Annotated in this window: 16 protein-coding genes; 8 read left to right on the forward strand and 8 right to left on the reverse strand. The window is 65.5% G+C overall.

Going from position 1 to position 18,408, the window contains the following annotated elements; all coding sequences use genetic code 11:
* Nucleotides 1-4: 4 nt before the first annotated feature.
* Nucleotides 5-1,297, reverse strand: a complete 1,293-nt coding sequence (locus GN330_RS16300; RefSeq protein ID WP_156713702.1) for a M16 family metallopeptidase — start codon at nucleotides 1,295-1,297, stop codon at nucleotides 5-7.
* A 24-nt stretch (nucleotides 1,298-1,321) separates the two neighbouring features.
* Nucleotides 1,322-2,719, reverse strand: a complete 1,398-nt coding sequence (gene thrC, locus GN330_RS16305; RefSeq protein WP_156713703.1) for a threonine synthase — start codon at nucleotides 2,717-2,719, stop codon at nucleotides 1,322-1,324.
* Between the two features lie 139 nt (nucleotides 2,720-2,858).
* On the opposite strand from thrC, the gene GN330_RS16310 reads away from it, so the two are divergent.
* Nucleotides 2,859-3,440 carry a hypothetical protein gene (locus tag GN330_RS16310; RefSeq protein ID WP_156713704.1) on the forward strand — a complete coding sequence of 194 codons (582 nt, stop codon included), beginning with the start codon at nucleotides 2,859-2,861 and terminating at the stop codon, nucleotides 3,438-3,440.
* Between the two features lie 108 nt (nucleotides 3,441-3,548).
* On the opposite strand, the gene GN330_RS16315 is transcribed toward GN330_RS16310, so the two are convergent.
* On the reverse strand, nucleotides 3,549-4,235 hold the full coding sequence (locus GN330_RS16315) for an HAD family hydrolase (protein ID WP_156713705.1): 687 nt from the start codon (nucleotides 4,233-4,235) through the stop codon (nucleotides 3,549-3,551).
* A gap of 149 nt (nucleotides 4,236-4,384) precedes the next feature.
* Between GN330_RS16315 and GN330_RS16320 the strand changes: the two genes are divergently transcribed.
* Entirely contained in the window at nucleotides 4,385-5,512 is a 1,128-nt protein-coding gene (locus tag GN330_RS16320) for a site-specific DNA-methyltransferase (RefSeq protein WP_156713706.1), read from the forward strand.
* 22 nt (nucleotides 5,513-5,534) lie between these two features.
* Here GN330_RS16320 and GN330_RS16325 read toward each other — a convergent pair whose 3' ends face one another.
* Complete coding sequence (locus tag GN330_RS16325) at nucleotides 5,535-6,146, reverse strand: HAD family hydrolase (RefSeq protein WP_156713707.1); 612 nt, start codon at nucleotides 6,144-6,146, stop codon at nucleotides 5,535-5,537.
* Entirely contained in the window at nucleotides 6,143-7,258 is a 1,116-nt protein-coding gene (gene mutY, locus GN330_RS16330; protein ID WP_156713708.1) for an A/G-specific adenine glycosylase, read from the reverse strand. Before mutY ends, GN330_RS16325 begins: the two co-directional genes overlap by 4 nt.
* Nucleotides 7,259-7,322: 64 nt before the next feature.
* On the opposite strand from mutY, the gene GN330_RS16335 reads away from it, so the two are divergent.
* The 3 genes from GN330_RS16335 (at nucleotide 7,323) to GN330_RS16345 (ending at nucleotide 12,176) form a co-directional block, all read left to right on the forward strand.
* The gene (locus GN330_RS16335; RefSeq protein ID WP_156713709.1) at nucleotides 7,323-7,820 is read left to right on the forward strand and encodes a DUF721 domain-containing protein; all 498 of its coding nucleotides are present in this window, start codon (nucleotides 7,323-7,325) and stop codon (nucleotides 7,818-7,820) included.
* Between the two features lie 144 nt (nucleotides 7,821-7,964).
* Nucleotides 7,965-8,657, forward strand: coding sequence for a DsbA family protein (locus GN330_RS16340; RefSeq protein ID WP_156713710.1), 693 nt, complete (start codon nucleotides 7,965-7,967; stop codon nucleotides 8,655-8,657).
* Nucleotides 8,658-8,717: 60 nt separating this feature from the next.
* The gene (locus GN330_RS16345; RefSeq protein WP_156713711.1) at nucleotides 8,718-12,176 is read left to right on the forward strand and encodes a chromosome segregation SMC family protein; all 3,459 of its coding nucleotides are present in this window, start codon (nucleotides 8,718-8,720) and stop codon (nucleotides 12,174-12,176) included.
* A gap of 48 nt (nucleotides 12,177-12,224) precedes the next feature.
* Here GN330_RS16345 and GN330_RS16350 read toward each other — a convergent pair whose 3' ends face one another.
* The 3 genes from GN330_RS16350 to GN330_RS16360 form a co-directional block, all read right to left on the reverse strand.
* Nucleotides 12,225-12,569 carry a VOC family protein gene (locus GN330_RS16350; protein ID WP_156713712.1) on the reverse strand — a complete coding sequence of 115 codons (345 nt, stop codon included), beginning with the start codon at nucleotides 12,567-12,569 and terminating at the stop codon, nucleotides 12,225-12,227.
* A gap of 101 nt (nucleotides 12,570-12,670) precedes the next feature.
* The gene (locus GN330_RS16355) at nucleotides 12,671-13,048 is read right to left on the reverse strand and encodes a hypothetical protein (protein WP_156713713.1); all 378 of its coding nucleotides are present in this window, start codon (nucleotides 13,046-13,048) and stop codon (nucleotides 12,671-12,673) included.
* Between the two features lie 65 nt (nucleotides 13,049-13,113).
* Nucleotides 13,114-14,430 (reverse strand): UDP-glucose dehydrogenase family protein, encoded by a 1,317-nt coding sequence (locus GN330_RS16360; protein ID WP_156713714.1) that lies wholly within the window; start codon nucleotides 14,428-14,430, stop codon nucleotides 13,114-13,116.
* Between the two features lie 354 nt (nucleotides 14,431-14,784).
* Here GN330_RS16360 and GN330_RS16365 point away from each other — a divergent pair, with 354 nt between their 5' ends.
* The 3 genes from GN330_RS16365 to GN330_RS16375 all read left to right on the forward strand — a co-directional run bounded on the left by GN330_RS16365 (nucleotide 14,785) and on the right by GN330_RS16375 (nucleotide 18,201).
* On the forward strand, nucleotides 14,785-15,927 hold the full coding sequence (locus tag GN330_RS16365; protein ID WP_156713715.1) for a DegT/DnrJ/EryC1/StrS family aminotransferase: 1,143 nt from the start codon (nucleotides 14,785-14,787) through the stop codon (nucleotides 15,925-15,927).
* Between the two features lie 199 nt (nucleotides 15,928-16,126).
* Nucleotides 16,127-16,852 (forward strand): glycosyltransferase family 25 protein, encoded by a 726-nt coding sequence (locus tag GN330_RS16370; protein WP_197435203.1) that lies wholly within the window; start codon nucleotides 16,127-16,129, stop codon nucleotides 16,850-16,852.
* 140 nt (nucleotides 16,853-16,992) lie between these two features.
* Nucleotides 16,993-18,201 carry an O-antigen ligase family protein gene (locus tag GN330_RS16375; RefSeq protein ID WP_197435204.1) on the forward strand — a complete coding sequence of 403 codons (1,209 nt, stop codon included), beginning with the start codon at nucleotides 16,993-16,995 and terminating at the stop codon, nucleotides 18,199-18,201.
* Nucleotides 18,202-18,408 lie beyond the last annotated feature (207 nt).

The following is an 18,408-nucleotide window of genomic DNA, read 5'->3' on the forward strand; positions in this document are numbered from 1 at the left end:
CCGGCTAGCCGGCGACGACACGCATGGCCGATTGCCGGTCGGGCAGAAGGCCGACAATGTCCTCGAAAGCGGCCAGCGTTCCGACGGGACCGACCGCGGCCACGGTCGGACGGGTGGAAAACAGCCGCGCAGACAGGTCCGACAATCGGTCCACGGTGATCAGCGAAAGCCGTTCCATCAACTCGTCCATGGAGACCGGACGGCCGAAAAGCAGCATCTGGCGCGCGATCTGCGAGGCACGGCTTGCCGCGCTTTCGCTCGACATCTTCAACCCGGCCCGGTATTGCGCCCGCGCCCGGTCAAGCTCTTCCTGCTTGATATGTTCGCCGGCCTTGCTCAACTCGCCCAGAAGCACGGGAACCAGCGTGGCGATGTCCTCCTTGCCGGTGGCGGCGTGGACGCCGAAGACGCCGGTATCCGAAAAGCCCCAATGGAAGGCGTAGATGGAATAGCAAAGCCCGCGCCGCTCGCGCACTTCCTGGAACAGGCGCGACGACATACCGCCGCCCAGGATCATGGAAAGCAGCTGGGAGGCGTAGAAATCCCGCACATGATAGGCGCGGCCCTCGAAACCGAGTACGATCTGGGCATCCATCAGGTCGCGGTGCTCGCGAAAGTCGCCGCCGACATAATGCGCCGTCTGCGGCGTGCCGGCCGGCGCTTTGTTCTGCAGCAGACCGAGCCGCTTTTCGACCTCGCGGGCGAACTCGTCGTGACGCACCGCGCCGGTGGCCACCACCACCATGCGGTCGGCGCCATATTGGCGGGCCATGAAGTCGTGGATCTGCTTGGGCGTGAACGACTGAACCGTTTCGGGCGTGCCGAGGATGGTGCGCCCGAGGGTCTGGTGTCGGAAGGCGGTTTCGGCGAAATGGTCGAAAACCACGTCGTCGGGCGTGTCGTGGGCGGCCCCGATTTCCTGCAGGATGACATGCTGCTCGCGGCGCAGCTCTTCGGGGTCGAACCGGGAATCGGTCAGGATGTCGGCCAGAAGGTCGATCGCGAGCGGCAGGTCGTCACGCAGGACGCGCGCGAAGAACGATGTCGTCTCCACACTCGTGGCCGCGTTGATCTCGCCGCCCACATCCTCGATCTGGGAGGCGATGTCCCATGCCGAACGCGACCCGGTGCCCTTGAACGCCATATGTTCGAGCAGGTGGGCGATGCCGTGTTCGCTCTCAAGCTCGTCGCGCGACCCGGATCGGACCCATACGCCGAGCGCGACACTGTCGATATGGGGATGGGTTTCGGTCACGACCGTTAAACCGTTCGACAGACGGCTTACCTCAACTGCCATAAATGGCCTACTCCTTGTACTCCCTCAGCCGACAGCGCGCGTGTGCCTGCCGACATAATCCTCGACCGCTTCGGTTTCCGACGGCAGGATTTCGTATTTTTCCTCATGATCCATAAGGCTCGCAAGGCCCGATGGCAAGGTCGGCCGTACCGCGGTCGCTTCCTTGACCGCGTCGGGAAATTTCGCAGGGTGGGCGGTAGCGAGCACGATCATCGGGCTCTGTCCGTCGTCGAGCTGGCGCGCCACCCGTACCGCCGTGGCCGAGTGAGGGTCGAGCAGATACCCGCATTCGTCAAGCACCGTACGCATGGTGTCGGCGGTTTCGGCCATCGTCGAACGTCCCGCTGCAAAATCGGCCCGCAATCTCTCCAGGGCGGCCGGCGCGATGGTGAAGGCGCCCGATTGCCCAAGCCCGTCCATCGCGGTGGCTGTTGCTGACGCGTCGCGCCCCCAGGCTTCGAAAAGGGCGCGTTCGAAATTGGAGGAGACCTGGATGTCCATCGACGGCGAGGTGGTCGCGACCACGCCCTGCGTCTCGTAGCGTCCCGAGCGCAGCGCGCGCGCTAGGATGTCGTTGTCGTTGGTGGCGATCGCCAGCCTTTCGATCGGCAGGCCCATCCTCTTGGCGGCGTAGCCGGCGAAGATGTCGCCGAAATTGCCGGTCGGCACCGTAAACGACACTGCCCGCTCGGGCGCGCCGAGCGCGACGGCGGACGTGAAATAATACACGATCTGGGCCATGATCCGGCCCCAATTTATCGAATTGACGCCGGAAAGCCGCACTTTTTCGCGAAAACCATGATGGTTGAACATCGCTTTGACGATTGCCTGGCAGTCGTCGAAATTGCCCTCGATCGCCAGGGCGTGAACGTTGGCCGCCTGCGAGGTGGTCATCTGGCGCTGCTGCACCGGCGAGACCTTGTTGTGCGGAAACAGGATGAAGATGTCGGTTCGGTCGCGGCCGGCGAAGGCCTCGATCGCCGCGCCGCCGGTATCGCCCGAGGTCGCGCCGACAATGGTGGCGCGCTCGCCCCGTTCGGCCAGTACATGATCCATCAGCCGCGCCAGCATCTGCATGGCGACGTCCTTGAAGGCCAGCGTCGGCCCGTGGAAAAGCTCCAGCACGAATTCGCCTGACCGGGTCTGGACGAGTGGACATACGGCCGGGTGATGGAACGTGGCGTAGGCCTCGCGTGCGATCGCCGACACCGTGTCATCGGCGATCTCGCCGGCGATGAACGGCGCCATGATCCGCGACGCCACCTCGTCGTAAGGACGCCCGCGCATGGCGCGGATCTCGGCCGGCGAAAAATGCGGCCAGCTCTCGGGCAGGTAGAGCCCGCCGTCGCGCGCGAGCCCTGTCATGAGCACGTCGGAAAAGCCGAGGGCCGGGGCCGTTCCCCGGGTTGAGACATAGCGCATTTTTACCTGTCCGTTCCTATCTTCGGGCAGCGGCGGGCGATCGGCGCCGCCACATCGTCGAAAAACCACAATCCATCGGTCGCATTTTCGGCGTGGCGTTGATATAGAACGGCGCCGTTGTCACAGGAAAGAGCGGTTCATGGTGTTGTTGGTGAACAAGCCGGATTTTGTAAAGCGTGCGGTCGCCCTCGGTGCGCTGCTCGCCGTCGCGGGCTGCCAGTCGGGCGGCGGGTTGAATCTCGGGCTCGGCGGCGTCGGCAACAATGCCGCGACCAGCGAGAACGAAAAGATCTCGGCCGACGAATTGCGCGCCTACTGTCCCCAAGTGACCTTGCGCGCCGGCACGGCCTACTACAACACCTACCAGAAGGGCGCCGAGAACGATCCCGACAAGGTGATCTATCAGGCCGCGATCACCGACGTGACGCGAAGCTGCAGCTACGGTTCGGGCATGCTGACCATGAACGTCGCAGCCGCCGGCAGGGTCGTCCCCGGCCCGGTCGCCAAGGATGGCCAGGTGTCGATGCCGATCCGCGTGGCGGTGGTGCAGGGCGACCAGGTGCTTTATTCCGAATTGCACAAATACGACATGGCGCTCGCCGCGAATCAGCCTGCGACCCAGTTCGTCTTCAACGATCCGAACGTAACCTTCCCCACGCCGAGCGCCCAGAACCTCCAGGTCTTCGTCGGTTACGACGAAGGGCCGCCGGCAAAACGCTGAAACGCGCGCCGACGCGCGATCTACCGAGTGGGCTCGAGAGTATTGCCGGGCTGAACGATGATCGTTGTGGCGTTTCGACGCCGCGCTGTCAGGTCCGCACGCGGTCTCTCACCGCGCCTCCGACCATTGTGACAGGGCAGCCAGGATCGGCTGAAAATCCGCCCAACGGCCGATCACGGTCTCTGCGCCGGCCTCCGTCAGCACGTCGGCATGGCCGGGATAGCTGTGGCGGCCGCCGGTGAAGCCGATTACACGCATGCCGGCCGCCTTCGCGCCGGCGATCCCATGTGCGGAATCCTCCACCACGAATGTGTTGGCCGGGTCGGCGCGCATGCGTTCGGCAGCGAAAAGAAACACGTCGGGCGCCGGCTTCGGGCGCCGCTCGGGTGTCTGCTCGGCCGAAAACACCGTATCGGCGAAGGCCGGCTTGAGCCCGGTTTTGGTCAGCATCATCTCCAGGCGCTGCGGCGAGGAATTGGAGCAGATGCAGCGTGGCGCGGTGGTCATCAACACCGCTTTCGGCGCTCCGTCGACCGCCTCCACCTGGCGTGCCAGCGCCCGGTCGACGGCTTTTTCCGCGCGCTCCAGCAGGCTCGCCTGCAAGGGAATGCTCGCTTCCTCCTCGATGCGCAGCAGAATATCGCGGAAGGTGAGGCCGGCATAACGTTCGGCCAGTTCCGGCCCGGTAATGGGGAAACCCGCCTCGGTGATCAGCTGCGCCTCAACGCGCGCGGCGATCACCTCGGAATCGACGAGAACCCCGTCGCAATCGAAAATTACCAGCTCGGGCTGCATGGATCGGCCTGTGTTTGGATGAAAGCGAATGCCGGCCCAGATATCGCATGCGCCTTACCGGCGCAAATCGGCCGGGCGATACACTAAAAATTTACGCAACGCGGTAACCATAACGAGGCGTAAACAGTCCCAGTGTTGTGAGTATCGCCATGCCAGCCGTGCGTCCCGTCGCCGACCTGACCGCCTCCCGAACCGATTGGTGCGACACGATCCTGAAGGGCGACTGCGTCGCTGCGCTTGAGCGTCTGCCGGAACACTCGGTCGACGCGATTTTCGCCGATCCGCCCTACAATCTGCAGCTTGGCGGCGATCTGCACCGGCCCGACCAGTCCAAGGTCGACGCCGTCGACGACGCGTGGGACCAGTTCGACAGTTTCCAGGCCTATGACGCCTTCACCCGTGCCTGGCTGCTGGCCGCGCGCCGCGTGCTCAAGCCGAACGGCACCATCTGGGTCATCGGCTCCTATCACAACATCTTCCGCGTCGGCGCCAAGTTGCAGGATCTCGGCTACTGGATCCTCAACGACGTGGTCTGGCGCAAGACCAACCCGATGCCGAATTTCCGCGGCCGGCGCTTCCAAAACGCGCATGAAACCATGATCTGGGCCTCGCGCGACCAGAAGGCCAAGGGCTACACCTTCAATTACGAGGCGCTCAAGGCCTCGAACGACGATGTGCAGATGCGCACCGACTGGCTGTTCCCGATCTGCACCGGCGCCGAGCGGCTGAAGGGCGCCGATGGCGCCAAGGCGCACCCGACACAAAAGCCTGAAGCCCTGTTGGCGCGGGTGCTGATGGCCTCGACCCGGCCCGGCGACGTGGTGCTCGATCCATTCTTCGGCTCCGGCACCACCGGCGCGGTCGCCAAGAGGCTCGGCCGGCATTTTGTCGGCATCGAGCGCGAGCAGGCTTATATCGACGCCGCCACGGCCCGCATCGACGCGGTCGAGCCGCTCGACAATCCCGAACTCGCCATCCTGACGGGCAAGCGCGCCGAGCCGCGCATCGCCTTCGTCAGCCTGATCGAGGCGGGGCTGGTCGCGCCCGGCCTGGAACTCAGTGACGCCAAGCGCCGTTGGACCGCGCGGGTGCGCGCCGACGGCACCGTCGCCGTCGGCAACGAGGCCGGCTCCATCCACAAGATGGGCGCGCGCGTTCAGGGGCTCGACGCCTGCAACGGCTGGACCTTCTGGCATTTCGACAGAAAGGGCGCGCCGACGCCGCTCGACGCCCTCCGCCAGGACATGCGCCAGCGCATGGCCGTCGCCGCGGCCTGACCGCCTGCCGCGCCTCCGGCGCCTAGACGACGATGCCGTGGCGCGCCAGCGCGTCTTCCAGCATGGCCGGTGCGGTGAAGTGGATCGCTCGCCATCCGGCCTCGCGTGCGCCCTCGACGTTTGGTTCGCTGTCGTCGATGAAGATCGCGCCGGCGGGGTCGAGGCCGAACGTTTCCGCGTGAAGCTCGTAGATGCGGCGCTCGGGCTTGATCATGCCGACCTCGCCCGACACCGTGACGCCGCGCGGACGATCGAGAAACGGAAACCTTCGGCGCGCCTCGACAAAGGTGTCGGCGGCGAAATTGGTCAGCATGGTGACGTCGTGGCCGCGCTCGATCAGTTCCAGCATCAGCGTGACGGTTTCGTCATATGCGTGCGGCACCATCTCGTGCCAGTGGCGGCGAAAGGCGCGGATATTGTCTTCCTCGTGCGGATGGTCGTCGATCAACAGCGCTTCGGCCTCTTCCCAGCTACGCCCGCGATCCTGCTCGACGTTCCAGGCCGGCGTGCACACCGTGTCGAAGAAGCGCTGCCGTTGCTGCGCGTCGGGGATCAGGCGCGCATAGGGGATTTCGGGATCGTAGTGGATCAGCACCTTGCCGATATCGAACACGATGTGGCGGATGTCGCTCATAGGCTGGCTCCGGTGACGGTCGGTTTTTTGGTCGCGCCCGGTATCGCAGTCTCGATTGCCTTTTTCATGACAGTCGGCAGCGCTTCGCCGTGGACGAGATGCCGCGGCGACCACCAATGGCCGGCCGGGGCGTCGTCGTCGAAACGGGCGTGGTAGACCGCAAGCCGCAGTTCGAAATGGGTAAAGACGTGGCGGATCTCGCCCGCCGCGCGCCAGCCGGCGGCAAACGGCGCGGCCTCGATGCCGTCCGCGCCGTTCGTCCGCGCCGACCAGGCGCTCGTCGGAACCTCGCTCATGCCGGCCAGCAGGCCGGTTTCGCCGCGCTTGCGCAGAAGCACCGCCCCGTCGGCGCGCTCGGCGACGAAGGCGGCGCCGGTGCGCACCGGCTTGGCCACCTTTGCCGGCTTGACCGGATAGCGCTCGGCCTCGCCGGCGGCAAAGGCGGCGCAGTCCGCGCTGACCGGACACAGCGCGCAGGCCGGCGCGCGCGGCGTGCAGATCGTGGCGCCGAGATCCATCATCGCCTGGGCGAAGTCGCCCGGCCGCTCGGCGGGCAGCCAGCGTTCTACGATCGCGGCGATGTCCTTCTTGACCGTGGCGACCGGCGCTTCGATCGCCGCGTGGCGGGTAACGACCCGCTCGACATTGCCGTCGACGACGGCGACCGGGATGTCGAAGGCGATCGCCGCGATCGCGGCGGAAGTATAGGCGCCGATGCCGGGCAGGGCGCGGAGCGCGGCAACGTCGGCGGGAAAGACGCCGTCATGGCGCGCCACCACCTCCTCGGCGCATTTCTTCAGGTTGCGCGCCCGCGAATAGTAGCCAAGCCCCGCCCAGGCCTTCATTACCGCCTCGCGCTCGGCTGCCGCCAGGCTCTCGACGTCGGGCCAGTCGCGCAAGAACCGTTCGTAATAGGGTTTGACCGCCGCGACCGTGGTCTGTTGCAGCATGATCTCCGACAGCCAGACCCGGTAGGGCAGGGCCCGCAAACCGCGTGCGCGCTCACCGGGAGCGACCCGCCAGGGCAGCCGGCGATGGTGACGGTCGTACCAGGCGACGAGCCGCGCGGCGAAGTCCGTCCGGTTCGGTTCGGGCTTGGCGGGGGCTGTCATCGGCGGGCGGCTCGGCTATGATGTCGGTCGGCGGTTCGCGCCCCACCGATAAGGCAGGTCAGGCATGAAAGGAAAGGGATATCGAGGTGCCCCGGTCGCCGTCAGCGACCTGGCGACGCGCATTCTCGATCCGGTGATGAAAAAGCGCGCCGGCATGTCGGTGAGTTTGGTCCAGTCGTGGGAAGAACTCGTCGGCACGCGGCTGGCCGCCTCCACCCGGCCGGAAAAGATCGCCTGGCCGCGGCGGCGTCACGAAGACGATCCGTTCGAGCCGGCGACGCTGATCGTCGCCTGCGAGGGCGCGGCCGCGCTGCATCTCCAGCACGAAACCGGCGAAATCATCAGCCGCATCAACAGTTTTTTCGGCTTTTCCGCGATCGGCCGCATCCGCATCGTGCAAAAGCCGGTCGGCAGCGGCACAGTGCCCCGGCGGCCGGTCCCGCGCGCCTTGAGCAAGGACGAAATCGGCCTGGTCGAAAACAGGGTCAGCAGCGTCAGCGATCCCGGTCTGCGCGAGGCGCTGGAACGTCTCGGCCGCAACGTGATCGCCGCGCGCAGGTGAGCGCATACCGGCGAGGCTGGCGATTTCGTGAAGGCGCCGCGACACTTTGCGCTGTGACTGGCGGTTGCAATGCCTTATTAAGCGCCAACTCTCGCCTTTTTATCGTCGTCCGTAGCAAAATCCAGATATCGACAGGTGATTCGCATGACCCGTTTCGTTTCGCGTCGCAACGTCGTCGCTTCGCTGGCAGCCCTGCCGGCAGCCGCTTTGCTGGCGGCGTGCAGCGATTCCAACGGCGCGAGCGCGCCTGAAGCGCCCGAGACGCCGAAAGTGGCCGTGCCTGCCGCGCAGGGTTCGGTCGACGTCGACAAGCTGATGGAACCGGGCGCCCTGCCCGAAAAATGGGTCGGCGACGAGGACGCCCCGATCACCATCGTGGAATATGCGTCGACCACCTGTGGCCATTGCGGCAGTTTTCACCGCAACACCTATCCCGCGCTGAAGGAAAAATATATCGACACCGGCAAGGCGCGGCTGGTCCTGCGTGAATTTCCGTTCGATCCGCGCGCGGAAGCCGGCTTCATGCTGGCGCGCTGCGCCGACGACAAATATTTCGCCATGGCCGACGTGCTGTTCAAGCAGCAGGACGCCTGGGTCTCGGTGGAAAACGCCCGCGACGCATTGCTGAAAATCGCGCGTCTGGCCGGTTTTTCACAGGAGTCCTTCGAGGCGTGCTTGACGAACCAGAAGCTTCTGGAGGATGTCAGGGCGGTCAAAGACCGCGGAGCGAAGGAATTTGGCGTCGACTCCACGCCGACATTCTTCATCAACGGCAAGAAATATGCGGGGGCCATGTCGATTGACGAGTTCTCGGCAATCATCGACAGCATGCTCTGACGCCTGGCCGCAAGCCCGGCGAGGTCGCCCTGCGGCCGCATGGCGGCGGAGCTGGGCCTGATGCGCTTTTCAAGGCTTCGCGTTCTCGGTTTCAAATCTTTCGTCGAACCCAGCGAGTTCGTCATCGAAAGCGGCCTGACCGGCGTGGTCGGGCCGAACGGCTGCGGCAAGTCGAACCTCGTCGAGGCCCTGCGCTGGGTGATGGGCGAGAACTCCTACAAGAACATGCGCGCGTCCGGCATGGACGACGTCATCTTCTCCGGTTCCGGCACCCGGCCTGCCCGCAACACGGCCGAGGTCACGCTTTTCCTCGACAATGCCGACCGGACCGCTCCGGCCGCCTATAACGACACCGAAGAGCTCCAGGTCTCGCGGCGCATCGAACGCGAGGCCGGCTCGGTCTACCGTATCAACGGCAAGGAGGCGCGCGCCAAGGACGTGCAGCTCCTGTTCGCCGACCAGTCGACAGGCGCGCGCTCGCCCTCCATGGTCGGCCAGGGCCGCATCGGCGAGCTGATCCAGGCCAAGCCGCAGGCCCGGCGCGCGCTGCTGGAGGAGGCGGCCGGCATTTCCGGCCTGCATTCGCGCCGCCACGAGGCCGAATTGCGGCTGCGCGCGGCCGAACAGAACCTCGAGCGGCTCGACGATGTCGTCGGCGAGCTGGAAAGCCAGATCGAGAGCCTCAAGCGTCAGGCGCGCCAGGCGGCCCGTTTCAAGAGCGTGTCGGCCGATATCCGCCAGGCCGAGGCGATCCTGCTGCATCTGCGCTGGTCGCAGGCCAAGCAGCAGGCGGGCGAGGCGCAATCGGCGCTCGCGGCGGCGACGTCGCTGGTCGGCGAACGCGCCCAGGAGCAGATGAACGCCGCCAAGGAGCAGGCCGTCGCGGCGATGCGCCTGCCCGAATTGCGCGACGCCGAAGCCGCCGCCGCCGCCGCGCTGCAGCGCCTTGCGATCGCCCGCACGCAGCTCGACGAGGAAGCCGCACGGCTGAAGGCGCGCCAGGGCGAACTTGACCGCCGCATCGCCCAGCTCGACGCCGATATCGAGCGCGAAGAGCGTCTCGTGCGCGACAATGCCGACACGCTGGCCCGGCTCGACGCGGAGGAAAAGACCCTGACCGACGAGCAGGGCGGCTCCGCCGAGCGCGAGCAGGCGGCCAAGGCGACGTTCCAGGAGGCGTCGGCCCGGCTTGCGGGGAGCGAGGAGAAACTGACCGCGATCACCGCCGAGCGGGCCGAGGCGCTGGCGCAGCGCACCCAGTTCGAGCGCTCCGTGCGCGAGCATGCCGAACGCCGCGACAGGTTCGAGCGCCAGCTTGCCGAAAAGCGCGGCGAGGCCGAAGCCGTGGCGGCCCGGCTTTCCGAATTGCCCGATCCGGCCGAAAAACAGCGCAAGGTCGAACAGGCCGAGGCCAATGTCGCTGCGGCCGAGACCGCGACCACGGCTGCCGAAACCAAGGTTGCCGACGCACGCGCCGCCGAGGCGGCGTTGCGGGCGCCGCTCAACGAGACGCGCGCCGAGCTGCAGCGCCTGGAAACCGAGGCGCGCACGCTCGCCAAGGTTCTCAATGCCGGCGACAGCGGGCTTCTTCCCGCCGCCCTCGAGCAGATCAGGGTCGAACGCGGTTTCGAGACCGCGCTCGGCGCGGCGCTGGGCGAGGATCTCGACGTGCCGCTCGACCGTGCCGCCCCGGTCCATTGGGGCGAGATCGATCCCGCCGACGGCGACCCGCGCCTGCCCGAGGGCGCGCGCCCGCTGGTCGAGATCGTGCGCGCGCCGCGCCAGTTGGCGCGCCGGCTTGCCCAGATCGGCCTGGTCGAGGCGGCCGACGGACCCAGTCTGCAAAAGGCGCTCGCGCCCGGCCAGCGTCTGGTCAGCCGCGACGGCGCCTTGTGGCGGTGGGACGGTTTCACCGCCAGCGCCGATGCCCCGACGGCCGCCGCCCAGCGCCTGGCGCAGAAAAACCGGCTTGCCGAACTGGATGAGGAGGTTGCCGCCGCCGCGGCCCGCCTCCAGCAGGCCGAAGCCGCGCAGCAGGACGCCGACGCGCTAGTGCGCCGGACCGTGGAGATTGAAAAGCAGGCCCGCGAGGCCTGGCGGCTCTCCCAGCGCGCGGCCGGCGAGGCGCGCGAGGACCTGGCCAGGGCCGAAAAGGCGGCCGGCGAATTGTCGACCCGCAGGGCCACCCTTGCCGAGGCGATCGCGCGGCTGGATGAGAGTGCGGCGGAGGAGGGTCGGCTTCTGGCCGAGGCGCAGAGCGCGCTCGAGGGCGCGCCGGATCCGGGCGACATTCAGTCGCGTTTCGAACGCCAGTCGACCCTAGTCGCTGAGGACCGCTCGGCCCTTGCGGATGCGCGCGCGCTCGATGACGGCCTCAAGCGCGAGGCCGAGGCCAGGCAAAGGCGATTGACGGCGATCGCGCAGGAGCGCCAGGCCTGGATTGCGCGCGCCGACAACGCCGACCGCCAGAAGGCGGCATTGATCGAGCGGCGCGGCGAGGCCGGGCGCGAGCGCGCCGAGATCGAGGATGCGCCCGATGCGCTGGATGCGCGCCGCCGGGCGCTGCTGTCCGAACTGGGACAGGCCGAGACCCGCCGCGGCGAGGCCGCCGACGCGCTCGCCGTCGCCGAGACGCGCCAGGCCGAGCTCGACAAGGCCGCGAACGCTGCCCTGCAGGCTCTGTCTGAAAGCCGCGAGGCGCGCGGCCGCGCCGAGGAGCGCCTGACGGCCGCGGAGGAACGCCGTCGCGACGCCGAGGCGCGTATTCAGGAGGCGCTGGGGATCGCGCCGCATCTGGTCTTTCGCCAGACCGGCCTCGGCCCCGACGATCCGCTACCCGAGATGGCGGATGTCGAGCGTCGGGTCGACCGGTTGAAGGTCGATCGCGAGCGGCTCGGCGCGGTCAATCTGCGCGCCGAGGAGGAGCAGCGGGAACTAGCCGAGCGTCTCGAAACCATCGTCACCGAGCGCGAAGACGTGATCGAGGCGATTAAAAAGCTGCGCCTGGCGATCCAGAGTCTGAACCGGGAAGGCCGCGAACGCCTGCTCGATGCGTTCGACGTCGTCAACGCTCAGTTCCAGCGGCTGTTCACCCATCTGTTCGGCGGCGGCACGGCCGAATTGCAGCTGGTCGAATCCGACGACCCGCTGGAAGCGGGCCTGGAAATCCTCGCCCGGCCGCCGGGCAAGAAGCCGCAGACCATGACGCTGCTGTCGGGCGGCGAGCAGGCGCTGACCGCGATGGCGCTGATCTTCGCCGTGTTCCTGACCAACCCGGCGCCGATCTGCGTCCTCGACGAAGTCGATGCGCCGCTCGACGATCACAATGTCGAGCGTTTCTGCAATTTGATGGACGAGATGGCGGCGAGCACCCAGACCCGCTTCGTCATCATCACCCACAATCCGATCACCATGGCGCGCATGAACCGCCTGTTCGGCGTCACCATGGCTGAGCAGGGCGTCAGCCAGCTCGTTTCGGTCGATCTGCAGACTGCCGAGCAAATTCGCGAGGCGAGCTGAGGTACGGTCGGCTGGCTGTCAGGCCTGGAGCCCGGCGGGGGCTGGATTCTAGTCGCCCCATACCGCGAGTTCGTTGCCGGCCGGGTCGGTAAAATGGAACCGCCGGCCGCCGGGGAAGGAAAAGATCGGCTGCACGATCGTCGCACCGGCGTCTTCGACCGCGGCCAGCGTTTCCTCCAGATTCTCCGAATAAAGCACCGGCAACGGTTTTGCCGCCGCATCCGGCTTGCCGGCATCAAAACCGCCTTCCAGTCCTTCGTCGAAGGCGGAATAGGTTGGGCCGTAATCGGTAAACGTCCAGCCGAAGGCGTTGCTGTAGAAGGACTTCACGGCGTCTAGCGTGCCGTTGGTGGCGGCCATTTCGAGATAGTCGATCTTTCCGGTCTTTTTCATCGCGTTTCCTCGAAAAATGTTCTTGTTTTGTTCTAGATGACTTCGACATGCATGACAAGGGACTGGCGGGCGGCCGCTCGTCAGCGCCAGCCGCCCCGGCGCTATACGCTGCGGCATTCGCGGCGGGTGATCGAGCGATCCATCGCCTCGATACGGCCGAGCGCCTTGCGGTGCTCTTTGGTGTCGCGGCTGCGGGCGTCGGGCACCAGTGTGCCGAAACCGGTCGGCACGAGCGCCGGCCGGGCGCCCGGCTTCTCACCGGGGTCGAGCGTGGCCGGGTCGCCATGTTCGGCGGCCAACGCGTCGCGCTCGGCGACGAGCCGTTCGCAGGGGATCTGGTCGAACTGAAGCGACGACACGATCTCGTCGTCGAGCCCGCTGGAAAGACTGCTGCAGCCGGCGACGCCGCCGGCAAGAGCAACGAGGACCCATCTCCAAAACATCGCCGCCTCCCGTCCGGTTTCGGGACGAATGATCATCTGCCTGTCCAATTCGGGCGGCATCATGTCAAGCTGATGCATTGACGGATGCCGTTTGAAGCCGTTCATTCGATCCCGTTCGGCCGCCCGAGGCTCGCATAGGCAAATCCGAGCCGCTCGACATCTTTTGGGCGGTAGATGTTGCGCAGGTCGACCAGCACCGGCGTCGCCATGATCTCCTTGAGGCGCTCGAAATCGAGCGAGCGGAATTCGTTCCATTCCGTCACGATGACCACGCAGTCCGCCTCGGCGGCGGCGTCATAGGCGTTTTGCGCATAACCGATCTGGGCAAAATAGTCGCGTGCGGACGCCATGCCTTCGGGATCGTAGGCGGTGATTTGCGCGCCCTGGTCGAGCAGCGCCTGGATGATGGCGATCGAGGGCGCCTCGCGCATGTCGTCGGTGTTCGGCTTGAAGGTTAGGCCGAAGATTGCGATGCGCTTGCCGCGCACCGAGCCGCCGCAGGCGGCGACGACCTTGCGCGCCATGGCGCGCTTGCGCTGATCGTTGACGGCGACCGTCGTTTCCACCAGCCGCAGCGGCGTTCCCAGATCCTGCGCGGTCTTGACGAAGGCGAGCGTGTCCTTGGGAAAGCACGAACCGCCATAGCCCGGCCCGGCGTTCAGAAATTTAGGACCGATGCGCTTGTCGAGGCCGATCCCGCGAGCCACCTCCTGCACATCCGCGCCCGCCTGCTCGCATAGGTCGGCGACCTCGTTGATGAAGGTGATCTTGGTCGCCAGAAAGGCGTTGGCGGCGTATTTGATCACTTCTGCGGTGCGCCGGGTGGTGAAAAGGATCGGTGCCTGGTTGAGATAGAGCGGCCTGTAGACCTCGCCCATGACGGTACGCGCACGCTCGTCCTGCGCGCCGATGACGATGCGGTCGGGGCGCTTGAAATCGTCGATCGCCGCCCCTTCGCGCAGGAATTCCGGGTTTGACGCGACGGCGAAATCCGCCTCGGGATTGGTTTCGCGCATGATGCGCTCGACATCGTCGCCGGTGCCGAGCGGCACGGTCGATTTCGTCACGACCACGGTGAAGTCTTTCAGGGCGCCGGCGATCGATCGGGCGGCCGCGTGGACGAAGGACAAATCGGCATGGCCGTCGCCGCGCCGCGAGGGCGTGCCGACGGCGATGAACACGACCTCGGCGTCGGCGACCGCCGAGGCCAACTCGGTTGTGAAGAACAGCCTGTCGGCGGCGACATTATCGGCGACCAGCCGGTCGAGACCCGGTTCGTAGATCGGTATGCGCGCCGATTGCAGCGCGGCGACCTTTTGTGCGTCGACATCGACGCAGGTCACCCTGTGCCCGAAATCGGCCAGGCACGCGCCGCTCACCAATCCGACATAGCCGGAACCGATCATGGCGATGTTCATGTGAACCCCGACGAATGACGGCCCATCCCACCGGAGAGCCGGAACGAACCCACGCGGTTTATGCCGCGGCGAAGGCGCGTGGTGGCATGGCGCGGGCGTCGTTTCAAGAAAACTTTGCCCCCCGGCCCCTGCTTCGCCGCGCCCTGGACCGTCCGGCGCCGGGTTCCTCCCGGGCGATGCGGTCCGCCAAGGGGCGCGGCCATGTCTCACGGGCGCATGGCGGCCGCTCTTCAACTTGTGTAACGATCGGCCGACGAGATTGAGGTCAAGCCGCGCTTGCGTGTTCAACGCGCGCCTTCTATCAGCGGTCCAGGCTGGAAGGCCGCACCGCAATGCTTCGCTCGAAAGGCGCCCATGCAATTTGTCGATCTTCACACGCAGCGCGAACGCATCATGCCGCAGCTCGATGCCGCCATGGCCAGGGTGCTCGCGCATGGCCGCTACATTCACGGACCCGAAGTCGCCGAGTTCGAAAGCCAGCTTGCCGAATTTATCGGCGTCAGCCATGTCGTGGGCTGCGCCAACGGAACGGACGCGTTGTTGATTCCTTTGATGGCGCTCGGTATCGGGCCGGGCGACGCGGTTTTTTGTCCCAGCTTCACCTTTGCCGCCACGGCCGAGGTCGTGGTCCTCGCCGGTGCGGAGCCGGTGTTTGTCGACGTCGACGCGGACAGCTACAATCTGTCGCTCGCCAGCCTGGAAGCCGCCTACGATCAGGTCTGCGCCGAGGGCCGGTTGACGCCGAAAGCCATCGTTCCGGTCGACCTGTTCGGCCTGTCGGCCGACTATCACGCGATCGGTGGCTTCGCACAGGAGCGCTCGCTTGCAATCGTGGAAGACGCCGCCCAGGCGATCGGTGGCAGTTTCGGCAACACCAAATGCGGAGCCTTCGGCACGGTCGCGGGCACCAGCTTCTACCCGGCCAAGCCGCTCGGCTGTTACGGCGATGGCGGCGCGATACTGACCGATGACGACGATCTGGCCGAAACGATGCGCTCGATCGCCTTTCACGGCAAGGGTTCCAGCCAGTACGACAATGTCCGCATCGGTCTCAATTCGCGGCTGGATACGCTGCAGGCGGCGATCCTGATCGAGAAGCTGGCCATCCTGCCTTCGGAAACCGAGGCTAGGCAGGCGGTCGCCGAGCGTTACACGGCCGGGCTTTGTGACGTGGTGAAAGTGCCGGCCGTGGTTGAGGGATACCGGTCGGCATGGGCGCAATACGCCATCGAGTCGGATCGTCGCGACGACATTCGCGCGCATCTGAGCGAGGTCGGCATTCCTTCGATGATCTATTACGAAAAACCGCTGCACCTGCAGACGGCCTATGCGGCTTACGGTCGCGCACCGGGTGGTCTCGCGGTGGCGGAGGCGGCCAGCCGCACCATACTGTGCCTGCCGATGCACCCCTATCTGGGCGAGGACGATCAGGATCGTATCATCGATGCCGTCCGCGGTGCCGTTGCAACCGGGGTGGAGCGGCGGGCGAGGTCGTAGGCGGGTCGGTTGCGATGATTTTCGTCGATATCGGACCCTGTCGGGGTGGGTAGGCGAGCGTTTGCCATACAGTCAATATGCGCGACGATCCTCCATCTGGCGGTTGCTTATGATTGCGCGCCGACCTAAAGGTTCCTGCCCCGACCGTTGAGTTGCAGGCGAGGGTAAGTGGCCTTTTTGCAGTGACAGACCATTGATAGTGCCTATTCTTGTCATAAATCTCGCGCGCTCGGCCGACCGTTGGGACGCGATCCGGCAAACGGCAACGGGACTTGACCTACGCCGCGTCGACGGTGTCGACGGCGGTGCGATCGCACCGGAACAATGGTCTGGCATCGACCGGGAACGGTTCCGCGTCCGGCACGGGCGCATCGTCACGCCGGGCGAATATGGCTGCTATCGCTCGCATCTCGCGGCCCTGGCGACGATGGTCGCAGAAGGCCTTGACGTTGCTGTCATCGCGGAGGACGACATCGTCCTCAACGACCGGCTTGACGAAAGGGCTGCGGCGCTGTTCACGCACTCTGGCGAACCTCGTCTGGTCAAGCTCGTCAATCACCGCACCAACGGTTTTCTCGGGAAGGGCGTGACGGCGAAGGGCGACGAATACGGGCGCTGCCTGTTTGGGCCGCAGGGGTCGGCCGCCTGCTATGCCGTCAATCGCAGTGGCGCCGAACGCCTGGTCGAGGCGCTTGCCACGATGTGGCTGCCCTGGGACGTGGCGCTGGAGCGCGGCTGGGCGACCGGGGTTGCGACCTACACCACTCGCGAGCCGCTGGTTGACTTCAGCACGCATCGCGCCAACTCCACGATCACCGCCAGCTACAGGCACACCAAGCTGACGACCGTGCAAAGGCGGCACGCTTTTTCGTTCAGGGCGCGCGATTTCTTGTGTCGCGCGAGCTACGCGCTGGAGGCGGCATGAACGCGCCGACGGAACAGACGGCGCAGCGACCGCCCTTCCATAGAACCGAAATCGTCGGACACGCTGTGCTGTTTTGCCTGGTCGGCATGATCTCCGCTGTCTGGATCGAAACCGATCTTTACCGCGTGGCTATGCTTCCGTTGATCGCGCTCGGGCTTTGGGTCTATTTTTCAAGGCGCGATTTCCGCCCCGCGATCGGGGCAATGGGCTGGGCGTGCCTGGTCTGGGTGCATTATGTCGCCCTGCGTTATCTATGGATCATCCTGACGAGGCCGGAATCGACCGGCGGTTCGGCGGAAGGCATCTATCTGCTGCCGGCGCTTTATATGACGGTCGGTTATGTTCTTTTTCTCTATCGGGACAGATTGGCGCATCTGGTCTGGGTGTTCATGGCCATCAGCCTTGCCGCGCTCGCCACGAGTGTCGATATCACTACGGTTTTCCTGCCCGATTCGAACCCCGATTTGAACCGGCTCGGGTTCCTATTTCAAAACAATACCATCCATGCCTCAGTCAGCGCCGGTATTATGCTGATCGGTGCCTATTGCTTTGTGCTATGGCTTATCGAAAGCGATGAACTTAGCGCGAGGGTGAAGACGCTGGGGGTCACGATGGCGGTAGCGGTCGGCCTGCTGGCGATGTTGGGCATCATCGGCGCCCGGTCGAAAGGTGTTTGGATCGCGCTTAGCGTGATAAGCCCTTTTGCACTGTCGGTCGGGATATCGCAAACCGAGGGAAAAACGCGCTTCGGTCTGATTGCTACCATTCTGGCGACCTTCGCCGCAGGGGCATTGATCTTCGGGCATACGATTTGGCAAACAATTGGCCAGGTCGTTGATGGCGCGTTCGACATTGGCGAGCAGGCATTATCTGGCAGGCCGGTTCGCCAGATCATGCTTGACGCGATCGACACGGGCGCGTTGCCCTACACGTTCGACGAACGTATGCGGATCTGGTGGAACGCCATGTCGATCTGGCGGACGGACTGGCTTTTCGGTCAGGGGATCTGGTGGGAGAATCTGTGGCATCAGACCCGTTTCGCCGATATCGGCTATGAGCTGATGCACAATGGCTACCTGGAGATCGCCATCCGCTTCGGTCTGTTCGGGCTCGAATTCTACGCCATTCTTCTGGTGTGGTGCGTCTATCAGGCGACGGCCGCCACCCGGCGCGGTCTGGTCCCGCTCGAACTCTACTTTTTCTATCTGTTGACGATGATCTTCTTCTTGGCGACGATGCTCAGCAATTCCAATATCCGCCTCGCCGTTGGCGAAACTTATATGCTTATGGCCGGCGGTTTCGGCTTCTGCTGTTATTATCTGCGCCAGGCGGCCGGCCGGGCGTCGTAGCGCGGGCTGGGAGCGGCCGCACCTCAGCGGCGAAATGTCGGAAGCGGCCGGTCTTGCCGTCATCCCGAGTCCGGAACGGACCGGGTGAACGACCCGAGACATAGGTAACAGGTCATTCCGGACACATAGGTTACACAACTGGCCCTTTGCGGAGGATCGCGAGGTGCCATGGAAGGAGTGTAGCCAGATGGATGAACGGCTGAAGTT

The sequence above is a fragment of the Nitratireductor arenosus genome (assembly GCF_009742725.1).
Taxonomy (GTDB): domain Bacteria; phylum Pseudomonadota; class Alphaproteobacteria; order Rhizobiales; family Rhizobiaceae; genus Mangrovimarina; species Mangrovimarina arenosa.

Coding starts and splice junctions, on each gene's coding strand:
- GN330_RS16300 (WP_156713702.1), bottom strand. CDS start 1,297: ATGGCAGTTGAGGTAAGCCGTCTGTCGAACGGTTTAACGGTCGTGACC.
- thrC (WP_156713703.1), bottom strand. CDS start 2,719: ATGCGCTATGTCTCAACCCGGGGAACGGCCCCGGCCCTCGGCTTTTCC.
- GN330_RS16310 (WP_156713704.1), top strand. CDS start 2,859: ATGGTGTTGTTGGTGAACAAGCCGGATTTTGTAAAGCGTGCGGTCGCC.
- GN330_RS16315 (WP_156713705.1), bottom strand. CDS start 4,235: ATGCAGCCCGAGCTGGTAATTTTCGATTGCGACGGGGTTCTCGTCGAT.
- GN330_RS16320 (WP_156713706.1), top strand. CDS start 4,385: ATGCCAGCCGTGCGTCCCGTCGCCGACCTGACCGCCTCCCGAACCGAT.
- GN330_RS16325 (WP_156713707.1), bottom strand. CDS start 6,146: ATGAGCGACATCCGCCACATCGTGTTCGATATCGGCAAGGTGCTGATC.
- mutY (WP_156713708.1), bottom strand. CDS start 7,258: ATGACAGCCCCCGCCAAGCCCGAACCGAACCGGACGGACTTCGCCGCG.
- GN330_RS16335 (WP_156713709.1), top strand. CDS start 7,323: ATGAAAGGAAAGGGATATCGAGGTGCCCCGGTCGCCGTCAGCGACCTG.
- GN330_RS16340 (WP_156713710.1), top strand. CDS start 7,965: ATGACCCGTTTCGTTTCGCGTCGCAACGTCGTCGCTTCGCTGGCAGCC.
- GN330_RS16345 (WP_156713711.1), top strand. CDS start 8,718: ATGCGCTTTTCAAGGCTTCGCGTTCTCGGTTTCAAATCTTTCGTCGAA.
- GN330_RS16350 (WP_156713712.1), bottom strand. CDS start 12,569: ATGAAAAAGACCGGAAAGATCGACTATCTCGAAATGGCCGCCACCAAC.
- GN330_RS16355 (WP_156713713.1), bottom strand. CDS start 13,048: ATGATCATTCGTCCCGAAACCGGACGGGAGGCGGCGATGTTTTGGAGA.
- GN330_RS16360 (WP_156713714.1), bottom strand. CDS start 14,430: ATGAACATCGCCATGATCGGTTCCGGCTATGTCGGATTGGTGAGCGGC.
- GN330_RS16365 (WP_156713715.1), top strand. CDS start 14,785: ATGCAATTTGTCGATCTTCACACGCAGCGCGAACGCATCATGCCGCAG.